Consider the following 17,399-nt stretch of genomic DNA (forward strand, 5'->3'; position numbering starts at 1 on the left):
GCTAGCACTACCTTTTCTTTTAGAAAGGGAGGTACCCCCTTTCCAGAAGAAAAGGCCACCAAGCGAAGCGCGGCAGCCTGAACCCCAATATTTGACAAAGAACCTTTTTTATTACACCGGATATACTCCATGCTTTCTTTCCGAAAAGACGATATATTTCGACATATAGGCATCAAAGCGACGAATCAATTCTTCGCGAAGCTGGTTTGGAGCGATAATTCCATCTATCACCATCTCTGAGGCTAAACGATAAATATCAATATCGCGGCGATACTCCTCCCGTTTTTGTTCAATAAAGGCTGCCTGTTCTTCTTTAGGAAGCTCAGCAATTTTATTGGCATAGACTGCATTAACCGCTGCTTCTGGTCCCATCACGGCAATTTGCGCATTAGGAAACGCTAAGCAGCAATCCGGTTCAAAGGCCGGGCCAGCCATCGCATAAAGACCTGCCCCATACGCTTTTCGCACGATAATAGAAATTTTCGGAACCGTTGCTTCTGACATCGCTGAAATCATTTTCGCTCCATGGCGGATAATTCCTGCCCTTTCCACTTTAGTGCCGATCATAAATCCTGGAATATCGGCTAAAAATAAAAGCGGAATATGGAAGGCATCACATAAAGTAATAAATTGGGCTGCTTTATCAGCCGAATCATGGAATAGAACACCGCCTTTGATGCGCGGCTGGTTAGCGAGTATACCGATTGGCTGTCCATTCAAGCGAGCAAGTCCTGTAATCAATTCAGGTGCAAACAGCTTTTTGATTTCGCAAAATGAGCCTTCATCAATAAAACGCTCGATCAAGTCATACATATTAAACGGCGCATTTTGATTCAGGGGTAAGATGTCCTCAATCGTTTTTTCAAAGCTCTTAGCTGGCTTTGCTTCGACAATCGGCGGTTTTTCAGCGAAATTGGCTGGAAAATAAGATAAGTACTTGCGGGCAAACTGAATGGCTTCTTCTTCTGTTTTCACAAGTACATCTCCACATCCAGAGACACTGCAATGCATTCGCGCTCCACCCATCTCTTCAAGCGTCACTTTTTCGCCAATCACCATCTCCGCCATTCGCGGCGATCCTAAATACATCGAAGCGTTTCCTTCGACCATAATGACGATATCGCAAAAAGCTGGAATATAAGCACCGCCGGCCGCCGATGGTCCAAATAATAAGCATATTTGCGGCACTTTTCCAGAAAGCTTTACTTGATTGTAAAAAATGCGCCCTGCCCCGCGACGACCAGGAAACATTTCGACTTGATCCGTAATCCGCGCCCCAGCCGAGTCTACTAAATAAAGCATCGGGCACCGAAGCTTTTCTGCGGTTTCTTGGATACGAATGATTTTTTCTACGGTTCGTGATCCCCACGATCCCGCCTTTACCGTTGAATCATTGGCCATTACACATACGGTTTGCCCGTTGATTTTTCCGATCCCTGTTACCACGCCATCAGCTGGCAGACCGTCAGCAAGACAATTGGCAAATAAAGCATCCTCAAATTGCATTCCCTCATCAAATAACAGCTTTAGACGATCTCGTACGAATAGCTTGCCTTTCTCCGCATTTTTTTGATGGTACTTTAATGCGCCGCCTTGTTCAATTTTTTCGACTTGTTCCGCCAATTTCTCGGTCAATGTTTTTGCTTGCTCGTTGATCACTTGCACTTCCTCCTTTACTCTCCTTTATAAACAGGCTTCCGCTTTTCTTTAAAGGCTTGCAGCCCTTCTAAACGATCCTTCGTTGGAATTGTCATCTCATAAGCCATCTGCTCCAGCTTCAAACCTGTATATAAATCGACTTCCAGACCTCGATTAATGGCTATTTTAGCTTGGGCAACAGCAATCGGCGCATTTTGAATTATTTGTCCGGCAAGTTCGTTTGCCTTTTCCATTAACTGCTCATACGGCACAACATATTCTACTATTCCGATGCTGGCTGCTTCCGCTGCCGTTAGCCGTTTAGCCGTAAAAATGAGCTCCTTTGCTTTGCCTTTTCCGATTAAACGCGGGAGACGCTGAGTTCCGCCAGCACCTGGAATAATCCCAAGCGCCGTTTCGGTTAATCCAAGCTGAGCATGATCAGAGGCAATACGGATATCGCAAGCTAACGCCAATTCGAGGCCTCCGCCAAATGCAACGCCATTAATCGCGCAAATAGTTGGTGCTGGAAGCTGTTCAAATTCATTGATCGTCTCGCGAATCAGCGCAACGGTTTTTCTCACTTCTGTTTCAGTCATACTGGCACGTTCTTTTAAGTCAGCACCAGCACAAAATGCTTTTTTTCCACTTCCTGTTACGATCACACAACGGATCGAGCGATCAAACCTTAATTGCCCAAGCTTTTGCTTCAGCTCCATTAACAGCGCTGTAGACAAAGCGTTGACTGCTTGCGGGCGATGCAAAGTTAGCACTGCCACTCCATTCGCCGCCTCATAGAGAATAGAAGATTCCATTTAATCACTCTCCTTTATTAGGACAAACAAGGATCAACGGTTTGCAAATAATGGCTATTGAGCGCTCGACCGATTTTATTTTGAATAAATAGCGCTGCCTCCGTTAACCGCCCAGCATCAATGCCTGTAGCAATACCCATGCCATGAAGCATATATAATAAATCATCAGTCGCTACGTTTCCGGAAGCTCCCGGTGCATACGGACAGCCGCCCAGTCCACCAAGCGAGCTGTCAAAAGTCGTAATCCCCATTTCTAATGAAAGCAGCACATTGGCTAAGGCTGTTCCCCTTGTATCGTGAAAATGCATGGATAGCTTTTCTTTCGGGAATCTCTTTAGAAGCGAGTTGAGCACAGCTTCCACTTGGCGAGGGGTAGCAACACCGATCGTATCACCTAAAGAAAGCTCATCCACTCCCATTTCAAACAACCGCTCTGATATAGCAGCTACCTGCTCAATGGAAACTTCTCCCTCATAAGGGCAACCAAAAACCGTTGAAAGATAGCCGCGAACGGTTTTCTTAGCACGCTTTGCCTCCTGAACAACAGCTGTTAAGACAGGATAGGTATCTGAGATTGATTTATTAATATTTTTTTGATTATGCGTCTCGCTTGCAGACATAAATACAGAGATTTCATCAACTTGAGTCGTCAAAGCATTTTCAAGCCCTTTTTGATTCGGAACAAGCGCTGCATAAGTAACACCAGGAGCTCGTTCAATTCCTGCTGCAACATCTAGCGCATCGGCTAGCTGCGGAATCCATTTTGGATGAACAAATGATGTTATTTCAATGTACGTCAACCCTGTTTTGGAAAGCTGATTGATCCAAGCAATTTTATCTTCAGTCGCAATGGCTGTCTTTTCATTTTGCAGCCCATCACGAGGCCCTACCTCTTTAATCGTAACGTGTTTAGGCCAGTTGCCCACGCGCCTCACCTCTTATTCAAATTCAAGCAAAATATCGCCTTCATTGACAAAATCGCCTTCCTTCACATGAATTTCTTTAACGATTCCGCTTGCTTCTGCAGCAATAGGAATTTCCATTTTCATTGATTCTAAAATCACGACATCTTGCCCTTTCTCAATGTTTTCTCCGACAGAAACAACAATTTTCCATACATTCCCTGCCATTATTGCAACAATCTGATTCATCTTTTTACTCCTCCATTTCCTGAACTTGCAGATTAAAGGTCTTCCACTCTCTAATCAAGAAAAGTGGAAGACTTGATCAACATCTTATTTTTTGATAGAAACGCTGCTTAAATGCCGATTTACAAAATCGGTTGTTGTATGTCCCGCTTGAAATTCTGGGTGTGCCAACACTTCTTTTAGCATTGGAATGTTTGTTTTAATTCCTTCAATTTGATAGCTGCCAAGCGCTTGCAGCATGCGATTAATCGCTTCCTTTCGGTTTTCGCCTTTTACAATTAATTTAGCAATCATTGGATCATAAAACGGCGTTACGACCATTCCGCTTTGAACCGCTGTTTCATTGCGAATACGCTCTCCCTCCGGTAATTGAAGCGCAGTAATGGTTCCGGGGGATGGAAAAAATGTTTTTGGATCCTCTGCGTAAATCCGCACCTCGATGGCATGCCCTTGACGCTGGATGTGATCTTGGCTATAGCCGAGCTTTTCCCCAGCAGCGATGCGCAGCTGCTCTTCGACAAGATCCAGACCGGTGATCTCCTCAGTTACTGGATGCTCTACCTGAAGACGCGTATTCATTTCAAGAAAGTAGAAGTTTTTCTGTTCATCAACAAGAAATTCAATCGTTCCTGCATTTGTATAACCGATATATTGGGCAGCTTGAATGGCTGTCTCCCCCATTCTTTTTCTTGTTTGCTCATCTAAAAACAGAGAAGGAGCTTCTTCAATCACCTTTTGGTGACGCCGCTGAATCGAACATTCACGTTCCCATAAATACACATAATTCCCGTAGTGGTCAGCAAGAAGCTGAACTTCAATATGGCGCGGATTCTGAATATACTTTTCCAAATACATCGCCCCATCGCCGAAGAAGGAAGTCGCCCGCTTTTGGTTGCCTTCAAACACTTTGTGCAATTCCTCTTCATTATGGACGATTTGCATTCCGATACCGCCACCGCCGCAAGACGCCTTTAACATAATAGGATAACCGATCGTCGCTGCTGTGCTTGCTGCTTCCTCGACATTTTGAAGCGGAAAGGAGATGCCGGGGACGATCGGCACGCCTGCTTCTGACATTGTTTTCCGCGACTCAATCTTACTTCCCATTTTCGCAATAACATCAGCATTCGGTCCGATAAATACAATTCCTTCCTCTTCACAACGGTGCGCAAATGTCGGGTTTTCCGACAAGAGACCATATCCTGGATGAATCGCTTCCGCTTTCGTCGCTTTTGCAACGTCAATGATTTTGTCAATATTCAAATAACTTTCACTGACATGCGGCTTTCCAATTAAATAAGCTTCGTTTGCCCATTTTACATGGAGCGAATCAGCATCTGCTTCTGAGTATATGGCTACTGTCTGAATTCCTAACCGCCGGCACGTTCGAATGACTCGAGCTGCAATTTCTCCCCGATTGGCCACTAACACTTTTTTAAACATGCAACTCCTCCTATTCATGTGTTGTCTTTGTACTAAGAATTTGTTTTGCCTGCTCGCGCAATTTAAATTTTTGAATTTTTCCGGATGCTGTCATCGGATACGAATCGGTAAATTCAATATAACGGGGGATTTTATGACGCGATATTTTTCCGCGACAAAATTCTTGAACTTCTTCAGCCGTCGCAGTTTGCCCTGGTTTTAATATAATCCACGCCATTACTTCTTCTCCGTATTTTTCATCAGGTACACCGACCACTTGAACATCTAGAATTTTCGGATGCTGATATAAAAATTCTTCAATTTCCCGTGGATAAATGTTTTCTCCACCGCGGATGATCATATCCTTTAGTCTTCCAGTAATGCGGCAATATCCATTTTCATCCATTATTGCTAAGTCGCCTGTACGGAGCCATCCTTCCTCATCAATCGCTTCTTTCGTCGCTTCCGGATTGTTATAATATCCTTTCATGACATGATAGCCTCGCGTACATAGCTCTCCTTGCACACCGTACGGTACTTCCTTGTTTGTGCCTGGTTCGACTATTTTGACTTCAACGTTTGGAAGAGCACGCCCGACTGTCTCGACGCGCAAATGAATAGGATCATCCGTTCTCGTCTGAGTAATGACAGGCGAAGATTCAGTTTGTCCATAAGCAATCGTAATTTCTTTGGCTCCCATTTTTTCGATAACCGCCTTCATTACTTCAATTGGACAATTTGATCCCGCCATAATTCCTGTCCGCAATGAAGACAGATCGTATTTTTCGAAATCAGGATCGTTCAACTCAGCAATAAACATGGTCGGCACACCATGTAAAGCGGTGCATTTTTCGTCTTGAACCGTTTGAAGCACTTGGGTAGCATTGAATTCTTGTATTGGTACGATCGTAGCGCCGACAGAGACGCATGCTAAGACGCCAAGCACGCAGCCAAAGCAGTGAAAAAATGGCACAGGAATACATAAACGATCATCTTTCGTGAGTTTCATGCATTGAGCAATATTGTAGGCGTTGTTGATAATGTTGTAGTGGCTGAGCATAACTCCTTTTGGAAATCCTGTCGTTCCTGAAGTGTATTGCATGTTGATGACATCATGCGGGTCAAGGGAGTTCATTCGTTGATCGAGTTCATCTTCAGCGGTATCTTGAGCCATCGCCAAAAGATCATTCCATGTATATGTGCCAGGGTAACGCTTATCACCAAGAACGATGACATTTTTTAGACGTGGAAGACGCTTCGCCTTCAGCTGTCCTGGCTGACATTCGTACAGCTCCGGGGCAATCTCATAGATCGTGTCAATGTAAGAGGTTTCGCGATATTGTTCGATTAAAAGAAGGGTCGTGGAATCTGATTGCTTCAATAAGTATTCTAATTCAGCTGTACGGTAGTTCGTGTTGACCGTCACAAGTACAGCCCCCATTTTGCCTGTAGCAAACTGGCATGCCAGCCATTCAGGAGTGTTGGTTGCCCAAATTGCAATATGCTCTCCTGACTGAATGCCCAGTTTCATTAAGCTTCGAGCAACAAGACGACAATATTCATCAAACTGCCTGTATGTCATTCTAAGTCCGCGATCTGCATACACAACAGCCTCATGCTCTGGATAAGCATTCGCTTTTTCTTCTAATAGTTTGCCAACCGTAACCTCTAACATCTCCGTCATAACATGCGCCTCCTTTGTTTAAATAAATTTTCATCCTCTCCATTTTTCTGTCCTTTAACATCCAAGCTGACGGGCAATAACGAGCCGCTGAATTTCTGATGTGCCTTCACCAATTTCCATGAGCTTAATATCGCGCAAATGGCGCTCGACCCCATATTCTTTCATATACCCGTATCCTCCATGAATTTGAATTGCCTGATTACATATGCGGAAGCCAGCTTCAGAAGCGAACAGTTTAGCGAAAGAGGCTTCTTTTGTAAACGGTTTCCCTTGATCTTTTAGCCAGGCCGCTTTATACACCATGCTGCGGGCTAATTCGATTTCCATCGCCATATCGGCAAGCTTAAATTGAATCGCTTGGAATTTAGAAATGGATTGACCAAATTGTTTCCGTTCCTTCGCATATTGAAGCGCTTTCTCAAACGCGGCTTGAGCGATGCCAACGGCAAGAGCAGCAATCGAAATGCGACCGCCATCTAGAGTATATAAAAATTGCTTAAATCCCTTTGCCGGATCCCCTAATATGTTCTCTTTCGGCACGCGTACATTTTCAAGCACAAGCTCGCACGTATTCGAGGCACGGACACCCATTTTGTCGTAATTGCATTGAATCGTAAATCCCGGAGCGTCTGTTGGAACAATGAAAGCAGAGATGATGTTTTTATCCTTGTCATCCTTTCCGGTCACTGCGGTGACAATCACTTGTCTTGCATGTCCTGCATTCGTAATCCAGCATTTTTCTCCATTAATCACATATTCATCTCCGTCAAGCACCGCTCTCGTTCGGGTTCCGCCAGCATCTGAACCGGCATTCGGTTCAGTTAACCCAAACGCTCCCAACGCCTCTCCTTTTGCCATCGGAACAAGCCACTTTTGCTTTTGCTCTTCTGTACCAAAATAGTAAATAGGGCTTGCACCTAATGAGACAGCAGCAGCATAGCTAAGACCTGTTCCTCCACAGGCGCGGCCAATTTCCTCTACAGCAACAGCATATGAAATCGTATCGCCACCAGCTCCGCCATATTCTTCTGGGAACGGGATTCCCAATAGCCCTAGCTCTCCCATCTTTTTGAATATTTCGATGGAAAAATAGGCTTCTTCATCCCATTTCGCTGCGTTTGGTGCAATTTCCTTCTCAGCAAACTCCCTTACCATTTCTTTAATCATCTGTTGCTCTTTTGTAAGTTCAAAATTCATGCTCTCTCCCCCATTTCTAACATATTATTATAAAACCGACTAGTCGGTTTGTTTTTCATGAAAAATTTACGTTAACTAAAAATCATTTTTTAAATTTTAAAATGATTGAAGCGAAGCCTGCTTGCTTTTGATGAAATAAATGATATTTTCCGCCTTTTGCTTAGCCTTTTCTGTAAGGACAGAATGCAAAATAAAATCAATAAAATAGTCGGCAATTTGCTCGATTGTCATCGGCCCTTCCGGCTTATACCATTTATACGTCCAGTTCACCATGCCAATAATCGTCATTCCTGTAATTTCCACTGAAAGCTCTGGGCGAAACTCGCCTGCGTCAATTCCTTCGCGAATGACCCGAAAAATCACATGCTTAAACTCATCACGTTTTTCATTAATTTTTTGTGCATACTCCGGCTTTAAATAATTGCTTTCTTGATAAAACACCGTTATATGCGGCTTATATAAATGAAATACTTTTACAAATGATTGAATAATAGCACATAAACGCTCTGTTGGGGTTTTGTAGTTTTCATAGGCCGCCTGTGCCTTGTTGAGCACATAGGTGATAAACACGTCGTGAATGTGATAAAGAAGTTCATCTTTTGATTTAAAATTATGATAAAAGCCGCCTTTTGATGCGTTGATTTCTGTGACAATCCGATCGACAGTAACCCCATGATAGCCGTATTGTTCAAAAAGATGCAGAGCCGTATCGATAATTCTTTCTTTTAAAGTTTTATTTGCCATAGAAAATCTCCTTCATCAGCTTATATTAACATAATTTTCAGAAAAGTTAAATATTTTATAGCTGTTATCTATAAAATACGTAATAAATGCCCCAAATGTCAATCCTCGTTTAATAAGATTGAGTCAAAATTTTGTGGGTATTTTCTTTTTTGTACAGAAGGATTTTTTATTCAAAAGCGTTTACTGAACTCCTTAGTTTGCTTGTGCAGTACCGTTTAGGATTTTTTAAATCTAACCATCGCTATCAAGGCATGATACATCGGGCTGCCAGATGAGTGTTGTAGTTAAGGAACTGATCATGAAGACACAGATATTGCTTTGATTTGTTTGTTTTTCTCTCTTATAAAACAATCGTTTGATATCTTCGCACAAGAGTTAATAGTTGTTTTTTTCTTTCCTGACTTAAAAAAATTCCGGAATAGTATGTATTAATCTAAGTTCGCATGTTTCATAAATTCTCATTCCATCTTCATCCATTGGTACAGATACAATGTTCGTGCCGCAGGATCGGCAACATTTGAGTGCCGTTGGATAAATAGGTACTTCTTGAAATCTCCCTGAAGGCAATCGTTCCCCCTCAGACACAATGTTTTTAGGTTAGTTTTTGTCTATTCTATGTTGTAAAACGACCTCCTTAAACCGTCTAAAAGAATAGGTTATCCTTTGCTTTGTTTCTCTAACAGTTCAATGATTCTATCCAGCTTCTTATCAATTTGTGCTGAACTTTTCTCATGACTAATGATTTGACTACAAAGAACACTGCACGTGCAAAAGCAATAAGAAAAGCAAACATGACCAATGGAAAAATGAATGATTCCCAATCACCCATCCTCTTTTTTCTAACTGTATCACAAAGAAACAAAGGGCTGGAATCTTTGGTTGTATCCCGACTCACCATACAGTTAACATAACATTTTTATTAAAAACTTTAACAATCAGTAAATAGCAAATTTATTTTGATTGTTTGCTCTAGAGTGAAAAGCATCCATTATGCTTCTGTTTGATGCCCTTTAAAGAATTCTCTGTTTTTAATCCTTTTTCTTCTCCTTAAACTTCCATTTTTCCTTTACCTTCTTGTTTAATTATTTTCATTATTTTATTTCAATGTTCATTTAGCACATAGTTCTATTTTTAAAAAATAAGCGTTCACACTATACAATTTCTTATTAAAAAATCACCCGCCTAAAAAGGATTCTTATAAAAAAGAAGCAGGAACGTCTTCCCTGCTTCAGTTTCTTAGCTTCAATTGTTGGTTTTCCATGACATATATATGATCTGCGACACGATCAATAAACATGCCATCATGCGATACGAGGATAACAGTTCCTTCATATCCTTTTAAAAAACGCTCTAACGCTTCAATACAAAAAACATCCAAAAAATTGGTCGGTTCATCTAAAATCAGTATATTGTATCTTCCTAAAAATAGTTGACACAAAACTAGACGGATAGCTTCGCCACCGCTTAAATTGCGGACGTTCTTTTCTAAATCATTTCCTGTAAAATTCATTGCGTGCAGAACTGCACGAATCTTACTTTCATGATAGTCGCTTCGTTCTTTCATAAATGAAACTACTGTTTCGTTCTTTTCAAATTGATAGCCCATTTGTTTATATGATCCGATGACAGCTTTCGGAGAAAGAATAATTCCTTCCCCTTGCTGGATGATATGACGAAGGAGTGTTGTTTTCCCTGAACCATTTTTTCCCGTGATAGCGACCGTGCTCCCTAATGGGAATTGGAAACTGGCTTCTTTAAGCAGAATTTTATTTCCTGCCTTAAGCGTCAATCGATCCGCCATAATGGGAAACTTATTGTGCAGCTTGAGAGCAGCTGGCTGAGGAAAATAAAGGGTTTGTTCCTTTTTTGGCGCCTCTACTGCTTCGAGTTGCTCCGCACGCTGCTCAATCGCTTTTGCTGCACGTTGAATCGCCTTTTGGCTTGTATCCTTTGATTTCGTCATAAACATTTTATTTGCCTTTGCTTTTGTTTCCTTTTTTGACATACGTTTATTTGGCTGAGTAATTTTTTCAGCCTTTTTCATTTTCTCCTCAGCTGCTTTTAAAAGACGCGTTTTTTCTTTCACGTATTTTTCGTACTCTTTAAGCTGTCTATTAAGAGCGAGCTTTTTTTGTTCTGCGTAGTCTGAATAATTCCCCGTATATTCCGTTACACGCCCGTCTTCTACCTCCCAAATTTTTGTAACGAGTTCATCCAGCACATGGCGATCATGGCTTACAAGAACAAGCGCGCCATAGTAATAACTTAGCTCATCAATGAAAAACTGCACACCGTCCTCATCTAAGTGTGTTGTCGGCTCGTCTATTAATAAACCTTCATGATAGGTGGAGAAAATTTCCGCTAATTTCAAACGAGTTTGTTCTCCGCCGCTTAAATTTTTCACTTCTGTTTGCGGGATTGACAACCTTCCTAGCAATTTATAATCGATTTCACGTTGAACCGGTCTTGACAGCTGATCAAAATAAGCAAAATCGGCAAAGCGATGTACTTGACCTTTATCAGGCGTAATTTGGCCTGCCAAAAGCTTCAACAACGTACTCTTTCCGGCCCCGTTTTTTCCGACAATCCCGATACGATCAAATTGGTGTACGGCCAGTCGAGGAATATTTAATACAAGTTGGCCGGAAAATGAAACTTCAATATTATTTAACTCAATCAATACTTTTTCCATGATTCGCAGCCCCCATTCTTGTTGCAAATGTTTTCTTTACGCCTACTAAAATTTCCAAATCCACCATGATCTCAGCCGAATCCCGATTTATAAACGCATCAATACGCCCTTTATCCGCAGACCATGCTAGCGGGGTCATTTGCACCAAGTGTTTAAGATCAGCTTTATTAAGGTTCTTTGTGTAACATAAATGCTGCACATCCAGTAGATGGAGATGTTTTTTGAAAAGCGACACTGTTTGATCATTTTTATAGACCTTTTTTTCGTTGTGATCAAATAGTTCATCTCTCAGCTCTTTCAAATAATGAGGACGAGGAATAACTTTAATGACAAGTCCATCTTCAACTAATATCCTCTTGAATTCTTTGTAATTGGCAGGAGATAAGATATTTAGAATTACATGAAACGATTGATCCGCAAGCGGTGATGTTGCCAAGTCACCTACTAACCAAATTTGGTTTTCGTATCTCTTCGCAGCCATGGCAATGCCTTCCTTTGAAATATCAAGACCAATCCCAGTCATTGCCGAAACCTTACATTCGTCCAAAATCCTTTGTAAATGGGAGCCCTCTCCGCACCCTACATCTGCAACCATTAAAGGTTTAAAAGAAACGTCCATATACTCCTTTATCGACCTTGCAATCGCTTCATGCACGAATGTGTATAAGTCGCTTTCCATAATGATTTTGCGTCTTGCTTCAAACAATTCCTTCTTGTAATGACTAGTAGAGGAACGAGTCATCAAGTTTACATATCCTTGTTTAGTGAAATCAAAAGTATGATTTTTAGAGCATATTAGGCTTTTCAAATCAACAACCCTCATCGAACTTTTACAGAGTGGACATCTGAATACCGCTACAAATTCACTAACAAGTTCTGCACTTTTGATTTTTTTGGTCATGTGATCTCTCCCTTTCCAAATAAAAAAACACAGGCGATCTGCCTGTGATTCAGAGTAAAGGGAAGAAGACCCATCCTTATTTAAATTACGGGGCTATTTGAAGCCGTCACCAAATAAAGTGAAACTTCCATCAGTGGGCGACATGTGCTAGTGCCGATGAAGAAATGATGACGCTGCGTTTTTAATCGGCCTTCATCCCCACTGATGGTTAGCTAAACCAATCGGGCTTTTACGGGCAGTTATTCCCCACTTAGACTTATTATATTTAGTCTTGAAGCGGGGACTTATTGCCCGTTAAAGCGGGATAAACCTTCCTTTTGCTAAATAAAAGAAGGATAATTGATAATTATACATATATAAAAAAGACAGACGAGACCCGTCTGTCTTCATATTACATATTTTCTATATGAAATGAAGATTATTAAAAAAGGACAGACTGCTCCCATTACTCTGCATTCACAAGCAGAGCCTTTGAACGTATTTAATTACTTAGTTCAAAGCTGGGAAACGCAATCTGACAGAATACACTTTTTAATAATCCTCCTTTAAATTTTCAGTACACCGATTATTATAGAGATCTTATCTGAAAAAGTCAAAGAAAACTAGCAATTATTCCGCTTTTATACAACATTTTCTTGAAGAAGCTGTCCATTAATCTCCTTTTAACTTGCTGATTCTCCCACCATCCTGATCCCTTTAGAAAACAATAATACCTGAAGTTTGTGACAGCATTTTGTGCTTAACACATACACGTGATCATTTTATAAGCTTTAAATGATCGTGATCCAAGCAGTTTCATCACTTCCTGTAAAATCTTTTCTGTATTTTTTGCTCAACTGTCCAAGACGATATTGGTATTGCTCTTTAAATAAAAGCTATACATCGAAATTACCTTGGTTCAAAAAAGAATTCTTCGCAATTATTCAAACTTGTCCAATTCCCTTTTTTCTCGTAAAAGTTTTTGAAATTCCATTTCTAATTCTTTAGATGGTTCGATACTTAAGCGACTTAGTACTTCTGATATTTTTGTTTCGAGTAAGAGACGTTTTTCTTTTGCAGTGTCTCGATTTTTTTGCAGTTGAGCATGTTTATATTGCTGATAGGTTCCGTCAAAAAGTACAATCTTTTGATTACGTATTGCCAAAATTCGTGTAGCGATATTTTCAATGAATCGGCGATCGTGGGAGACGAAGATCACGCTTCCTTCATACTCTTTTAGAAGAGACTCTAATGCTTCAACAGATTCCGTATCAAGAAAATTCGTCGGTTCATCTAAAATTAACGTATTGATATCACTTAAAAATAGTTTTGCCAGTGCAACTTTTACCCGCTCACCGCCGCTCAAAACCTCTACAGGCTTATAGACATCATCTCTGAAGAAATGCATTCTCGCAAGAACCGTCCGAATAAGTGTTTCATTCTGTTTAGAAGAAGACTGGACATTCTCAATAATAGATTTTTCCACATCTAAAATATTTAAATTTTGGCTAAAGTAACCCATTTTCACAGCCGGGGAAAGTGTAATGCCAGGCTCTTCGTTGATGATCTTTTTTACAAGCGTCGTTTTTCCACTTCCATTTGGACCGATAATCGCTAATTTATCACCACCGCGTACATGGAAGCTTGCATTGCTCCAAAGTACACGTTCGCTAATCCTGCCTGTTACATCCTCTACACGAAAGATAATTCGATTTTTAAACGCTTCTGCATTCGGCAAGTTCATCTTAAGCGGCGGGAGTTCTTTCACTTTTTCTACCTTTTCAAGTTTTTCTAATCTCGTTTCAATGGCTTTCGCTGTTTTTTGCAGCTTCTTTTGCTTTTTGGCAAAGTACGGCTTCGCTCCAGTAATTTTCGCCTCTGATTTACTTACCTTTTTAGGAGTCTTTGTTGCTCTTTCCGCTTTTTTCTCTTTTAATTTTAATGCTTCTTCTAACTGCTTTCTCTTTTTCTCGTATTTTTCATACGCTAACTGTTCTTGACGTCTCTCTACTTCTTTTTGTTCTACATAATCGCTGTAATTGCCTGTATATTCCTTAATCTTTCCTTCATTGATTTCCCATATGGTCGTACAAAGAGCATCCAAAAATTCGCGATCATGTGAAACAATGATAAATGCCCCCTGCCACTCTTTCAGTTTCTTTTCTAACCATTCAATATGGTCTGTATCGAGATTTGTCGTTGGTTCGTCTGCAAGTAAAAGCTCTGGATCTTTCACAAAAGCTTTTTGAATATATTCTTGCGTCACTTCACCACCGCTTTTTGTTGTATCAGTTCGTTTAAACTGCGGCAAAAGTCCACATTGAGTATGTTGAATAACGCTCCCTTCCTCTGAAGAAATTTTTTTAGCTAAAATATGAAGTAACGTCGTTTTCCCGCTTCCATTTCGACCAACTAATCCAATTCGATCTTTTTGATGGATTTCCAATCGATCCACATCTAGTAATAAACGATCCTGTACATAGTGCTTTATATGATGAGCTTCTAATAAGAGCATATGAACATCTCCTTTGTACTAACTTAGGAGACAAAAAAATGCCTCCTATATACATTCAGAATAGGAGGCATAAATATTTAGGGGCACACCAAAAAGAAACTATTCTTTTAGATCCACCTATAGAAGACCAATCCTATTCTGAAAAAACGACAATTGAAGTCATTGCAAACACAGCAGAGATTGTCTGCTAAACATAGCCTTCAATTGTAACCTTTCATAAATAGGATTAGTACTTCATTAGGTCAGTTCACCCTTCCGATCTTAAGTTTAAATTTACTATAAACGATTTACTAAGAATTGTCAAATGTTAATTGTAAATAAAAAACATTTTTGTTAATGGAACAAATTTTTACATTCCACTCATACATAAATAGCATTCGAGGAGTTTCGTCACGTTTACACATCGACAGTCTGACAAAATTAAATATTACGCGTATCAAGGTATTTTTGGGATTAGAAAACGTCCCAACTGCATTTGATGAACAACAAAAGATTTATGATCGCGCCTGCAGAGGATTGAATATATGGATGCAGCAAGGGCAGCTTTACGAGAGTAAATGATTAAATGGTAGTTCTTATGTTAATAACATGTAACTTTTTTGCTCCTTGCAAAAAATTGTTTCGTTAGCCAACCATAAAACGAGTTCACACACAGAAGTTGGAATTTAACTCATATTTCATGGGAGTACAATTGCTCCCACAATTATTCTACAACAGAGAAAATTAGCGAATCTTTTGTGTAAACCTGCATTTGGGATAGGTGCTGCAGCATTTAAATTTTCCATATTTTCCATTTTTGATTACTAGAGCGCTGCCGCATTTCGGACAGCGGTTTTGCTGAATATATCGATCCTCCTGCTTTCTATTTGTTTGAATCGTTTGTACATGCCGCTTTTTTATTTCTTTTTGTTGCTGCTTGTTCTTGGCAATGACAGTTTCTAATTTTCGAATCAACTGTTGTTTTGTTTCTCCGTAAGCGTAAAGTAATCCCCACCTGTATTCAGATGGGGATTTCATGTATGCTTTATTTAGATTTTTTAGGAACACAGCATTCCTGCGGAAGCGTCGGTGACCATGGCAGGAATTCAGCTAATTTTGTTTTATCTGTCGTATCTATATTGGGAAGCTCTTGAAACAGATAGCTAAGGTAGTTGAATGGATCCAACTCGTTTTCCTTGGCTGTCTCCACAACACTATAGATGATCGCACTAGACCTTGCTCCTTTTGATGTATTACTGAAGAGCCAGTTTTTGCGACCGATCACAAAAGGTTTAATTGACCGTTCCCCGCGATTATTATCGATCTCCAAACGGCCGTCCTCTAAAAATGCCTCCAACCGCTCCCATTGGTTACGACAATACTTGATCGCTTTGCCAAGTGCGCTTTTTGGCAGTACGCGCGGCATTTGCTCTTTAAGCCATGACAAAAAAGCCTCAAGCACGGGTTTGCTGTGCTCCAGCCGTGCTTGATAGCGCTCCTCTGGACTTGCATCTTTAAGCTTGCGCTCAATTTCAAAAAGTTTATTGCAATAGGCCAGACCTTCCTTTGCTTTGACGGTGGAAGTGCTCGCCGATTCAGGCAGTGCCTGCAGGGCTTCTGTGAATTTGCGGCGGGCATGGGCCCAGCACCCGACCAATTTCACATCGGGGAGGACGTTATAACCCGCATACCCGTCCACATGCAAATATCCCCGGAAGCCGTCCAAAAAACGGCGTGGGTGCTTGCCTGCACGGGTTTGCTGGTAATCGTATAAGACGATTGGTGTATCCCCGCGACCGGTACGATAAAGCCATATGTAGGAAGTCGATGTCGCTGGCCGGTCCGGTTCAGACAGGACCTGCAAGGTTGTCTCATCCGCATGCAGACGATCCTTCTGTAGGAGGTGCTCATGCATCTCATCGTAAATGAGGCTAAGCCAAGTTTGAGCCCCATAAATTGTCCAATTGGCCAGCGTTTGCCGAGGTATGGACACGCCAAAGCGTTCCAGTTGTTTCTCCTGGCGATACAGGGGCATACCTTCTATGTATTTTTGTGTCATGGTATAAGCCATTGACGACGGAGACGCTAGGCTTCCAGGGAAAACAGGTTCCGGCATCTTCGCTGTCACAATAGGTGTGTTCAGTTCATGACGCTCACAGTGACGGCAGCTATATACATGACGCACATGTTCGACTACTTTCACTTGGGCAGGAATGACTTTCAATTCCTTGCGTACTTCTGTGCTCATTTCATGCATGGCACCGCCACAGCACGAACAGACCTGTTCCTCATCAGACAAACGGTATTCGATCGTCTCTGTAGGCAGGTTTTCAAGCATGCGTTTGCGTTGGCCGTGTTGTTTCTTGCGTCTATATGTCATCGTCTCAACGGTAGGCTCTTCCATAGCTGGATCAGCCGTGGACTCGGCTTCGTTGAAAAGGGAGAGCTGGTCCGGATGGGTCTTCTCGCTGGAAGCTCCGAATCGGCGTTGCTGGCTGAGGCGGAATTGTTCCTCATACCATTTTAATTTCGCTTCCAACTCTTCCTTTTCCATTTGGAGCTTTTCGTTGAGCGCTTTGTAATATTCAATTGTGCCTTTTGAAGTCTGCGCTGATTTTTCCATATGTCCAGTATACGGAAAAGAATCCAACTTGCCTAGTATCGAATTCTTTTTTTATTTATTTG

General features: G+C 41.2%; 14 protein-coding genes. All 14 read right to left on the bottom strand.

The features are described from left to right. Positions 1 to 111: 111 nt before the first annotated feature. Positions 112 to 1,659, bottom strand: coding sequence for an acyl-CoA carboxylase subunit beta (locus NSQ61_RS06135; RefSeq protein WP_340806341.1), 1,548 nt, complete (start codon positions 1,657 to 1,659; stop codon positions 112 to 114). Between the two features lie 14 nt (positions 1,660 to 1,673). Beyond that, entirely contained in the window at positions 1,674 to 2,453 is a 780-nt protein-coding gene (locus NSQ61_RS06140) for an enoyl-CoA hydratase (RefSeq protein WP_063389474.1), read from the bottom strand. Between the two features lie 17 nt (positions 2,454 to 2,470). Then, positions 2,471 to 3,379, bottom strand: coding sequence for a hydroxymethylglutaryl-CoA lyase (locus NSQ61_RS06145; RefSeq protein ID WP_340806345.1), 909 nt, complete (start codon positions 3,377 to 3,379; stop codon positions 2,471 to 2,473). 12 nt (positions 3,380 to 3,391) lie between these two features. Continuing rightward, positions 3,392 to 3,604, bottom strand: coding sequence for an acetyl-CoA carboxylase biotin carboxyl carrier protein subunit (locus tag NSQ61_RS06150; RefSeq protein ID WP_130157294.1), 213 nt, complete (start codon positions 3,602 to 3,604; stop codon positions 3,392 to 3,394). 84 nt (positions 3,605 to 3,688) lie between these two features. Then, the gene (locus NSQ61_RS06155) at positions 3,689 to 5,044 is read right to left on the bottom strand and encodes an acetyl-CoA carboxylase biotin carboxylase subunit (protein ID WP_340806350.1); all 1,356 of its coding nucleotides are present in this window, start codon (positions 5,042 to 5,044) and stop codon (positions 3,689 to 3,691) included. 10 nt (positions 5,045 to 5,054) lie between these two features. Further along, a complete protein-coding gene (locus tag NSQ61_RS06160) occupies positions 5,055 to 6,698 on the bottom strand; it encodes an AMP-binding protein (RefSeq protein ID WP_445659457.1) in 1,644 nt (547 codons plus the stop codon). Positions 6,699 to 6,761: 63 nt separating this feature from the next. Next, complete coding sequence (locus NSQ61_RS06165) at positions 6,762 to 7,904, bottom strand: acyl-CoA dehydrogenase (protein ID WP_340806354.1); 1,143 nt, start codon at positions 7,902 to 7,904, stop codon at positions 6,762 to 6,764. 96 nt (positions 7,905 to 8,000) lie between these two features. Further along, positions 8,001 to 8,648, bottom strand: a complete 648-nt coding sequence (locus NSQ61_RS06170; protein WP_066250691.1) for a TetR/AcrR family transcriptional regulator — start codon at positions 8,646 to 8,648, stop codon at positions 8,001 to 8,003. Positions 8,649 to 9,304: 656 nt separating this feature from the next. Then, positions 9,305 to 9,469: a DUF4083 family protein gene (locus tag NSQ61_RS20225; RefSeq protein ID WP_082829585.1), complete on the bottom strand. Its 165-nt coding sequence runs from the start codon at positions 9,467 to 9,469 to the stop codon at positions 9,305 to 9,307. Between the two features lie 407 nt (positions 9,470 to 9,876). Then, the gene (locus NSQ61_RS06175) at positions 9,877 to 11,340 is read right to left on the bottom strand and encodes an Msr family ABC-F type ribosomal protection protein (protein ID WP_340806355.1); all 1,464 of its coding nucleotides are present in this window, start codon (positions 11,338 to 11,340) and stop codon (positions 9,877 to 9,879) included. Then, positions 11,321 to 12,241 (bottom strand): putative RNA methyltransferase, encoded by a 921-nt coding sequence (locus tag NSQ61_RS06180; protein ID WP_340806356.1) that lies wholly within the window; start codon positions 12,239 to 12,241, stop codon positions 11,321 to 11,323. The genes NSQ61_RS06175 and NSQ61_RS06180 overlap by 20 nt, the downstream gene beginning before the upstream one ends. A 919-nt stretch (positions 12,242 to 13,160) precedes the next feature. Continuing rightward, the gene (locus NSQ61_RS06185) at positions 13,161 to 14,735 is read right to left on the bottom strand and encodes a Vga family ABC-F type ribosomal protection protein (RefSeq protein WP_063389482.1); all 1,575 of its coding nucleotides are present in this window, start codon (positions 14,733 to 14,735) and stop codon (positions 13,161 to 13,163) included. A 723-nt stretch (positions 14,736 to 15,458) separates the two neighbouring features. Beyond that, positions 15,459 to 15,689, bottom strand: a complete 231-nt coding sequence (locus tag NSQ61_RS06190) for a topoisomerase DNA-binding C4 zinc finger domain-containing protein (RefSeq protein ID WP_340806357.1) — start codon at positions 15,687 to 15,689, stop codon at positions 15,459 to 15,461. Positions 15,690 to 15,759: 70 nt separating this feature from the next. After that, positions 15,760 to 17,337 carry an IS66 family transposase gene (tnpC, locus tag NSQ61_RS06195; protein WP_445659444.1) on the bottom strand — a complete coding sequence of 526 codons (1,578 nt, stop codon included), beginning with the start codon at positions 17,335 to 17,337 and terminating at the stop codon, positions 15,760 to 15,762. Between the last annotated feature and the right edge of the window lie 62 nt (positions 17,338 to 17,399).

The sequence above is a fragment of the Aeribacillus sp. FSL K6-1121 genome (genome assembly GCF_038003725.1).
GTDB lineage: Bacteria > Bacillota > Bacilli > Bacillales > Aeribacillaceae > Aeribacillus > Aeribacillus composti.

Bases quoted from the DNA above. Each gene is read 5' to 3' on its own strand.
- NSQ61_RS06160 (WP_445659457.1), bottom strand. From the start codon at position 6,698: ATGTTAGAGGTTACGGTTGGCAAACTATTAGAAGAAAAAGCGAATGCT.
- NSQ61_RS06175 (WP_340806355.1), bottom strand. From the start codon at position 11,340: ATGGAAAAAGTATTGATTGAGTTAAATAATATTGAAGTTTCATTTTCC.
- NSQ61_RS06180 (WP_340806356.1), bottom strand. From the start codon at position 12,241: ATGACCAAAAAAATCAAAAGTGCAGAACTTGTTAGTGAATTTGTAGCG.
- NSQ61_RS06165 (WP_340806354.1), bottom strand. From the start codon at position 7,904: ATGAATTTTGAACTTACAAAAGAGCAACAGATGATTAAAGAAATGGTA.
- tnpC (WP_445659444.1), bottom strand. From the start codon at position 17,337: ATGGAAAAATCAGCGCAGACTTCAAAAGGCACAATTGAATATTACAAA.
- NSQ61_RS06140 (WP_063389474.1), bottom strand. From the start codon at position 2,453: ATGGAATCTTCTATTCTCTATGAGGCGGCGAATGGAGTGGCAGTGCTA.
- NSQ61_RS06150 (WP_130157294.1), bottom strand. From the start codon at position 3,604: ATGAATCAGATTGTTGCAATAATGGCAGGGAATGTATGGAAAATTGTT.
- NSQ61_RS06155 (WP_340806350.1), bottom strand. From the start codon at position 5,044: ATGTTTAAAAAAGTGTTAGTGGCCAATCGGGGAGAAATTGCAGCTCGA.
- NSQ61_RS06185 (WP_063389482.1), bottom strand. From the start codon at position 14,735: ATGCTCTTATTAGAAGCTCATCATATAAAGCACTATGTACAGGATCGT.
- NSQ61_RS06170 (WP_066250691.1), bottom strand. From the start codon at position 8,648: ATGGCAAATAAAACTTTAAAAGAAAGAATTATCGATACGGCTCTGCAT.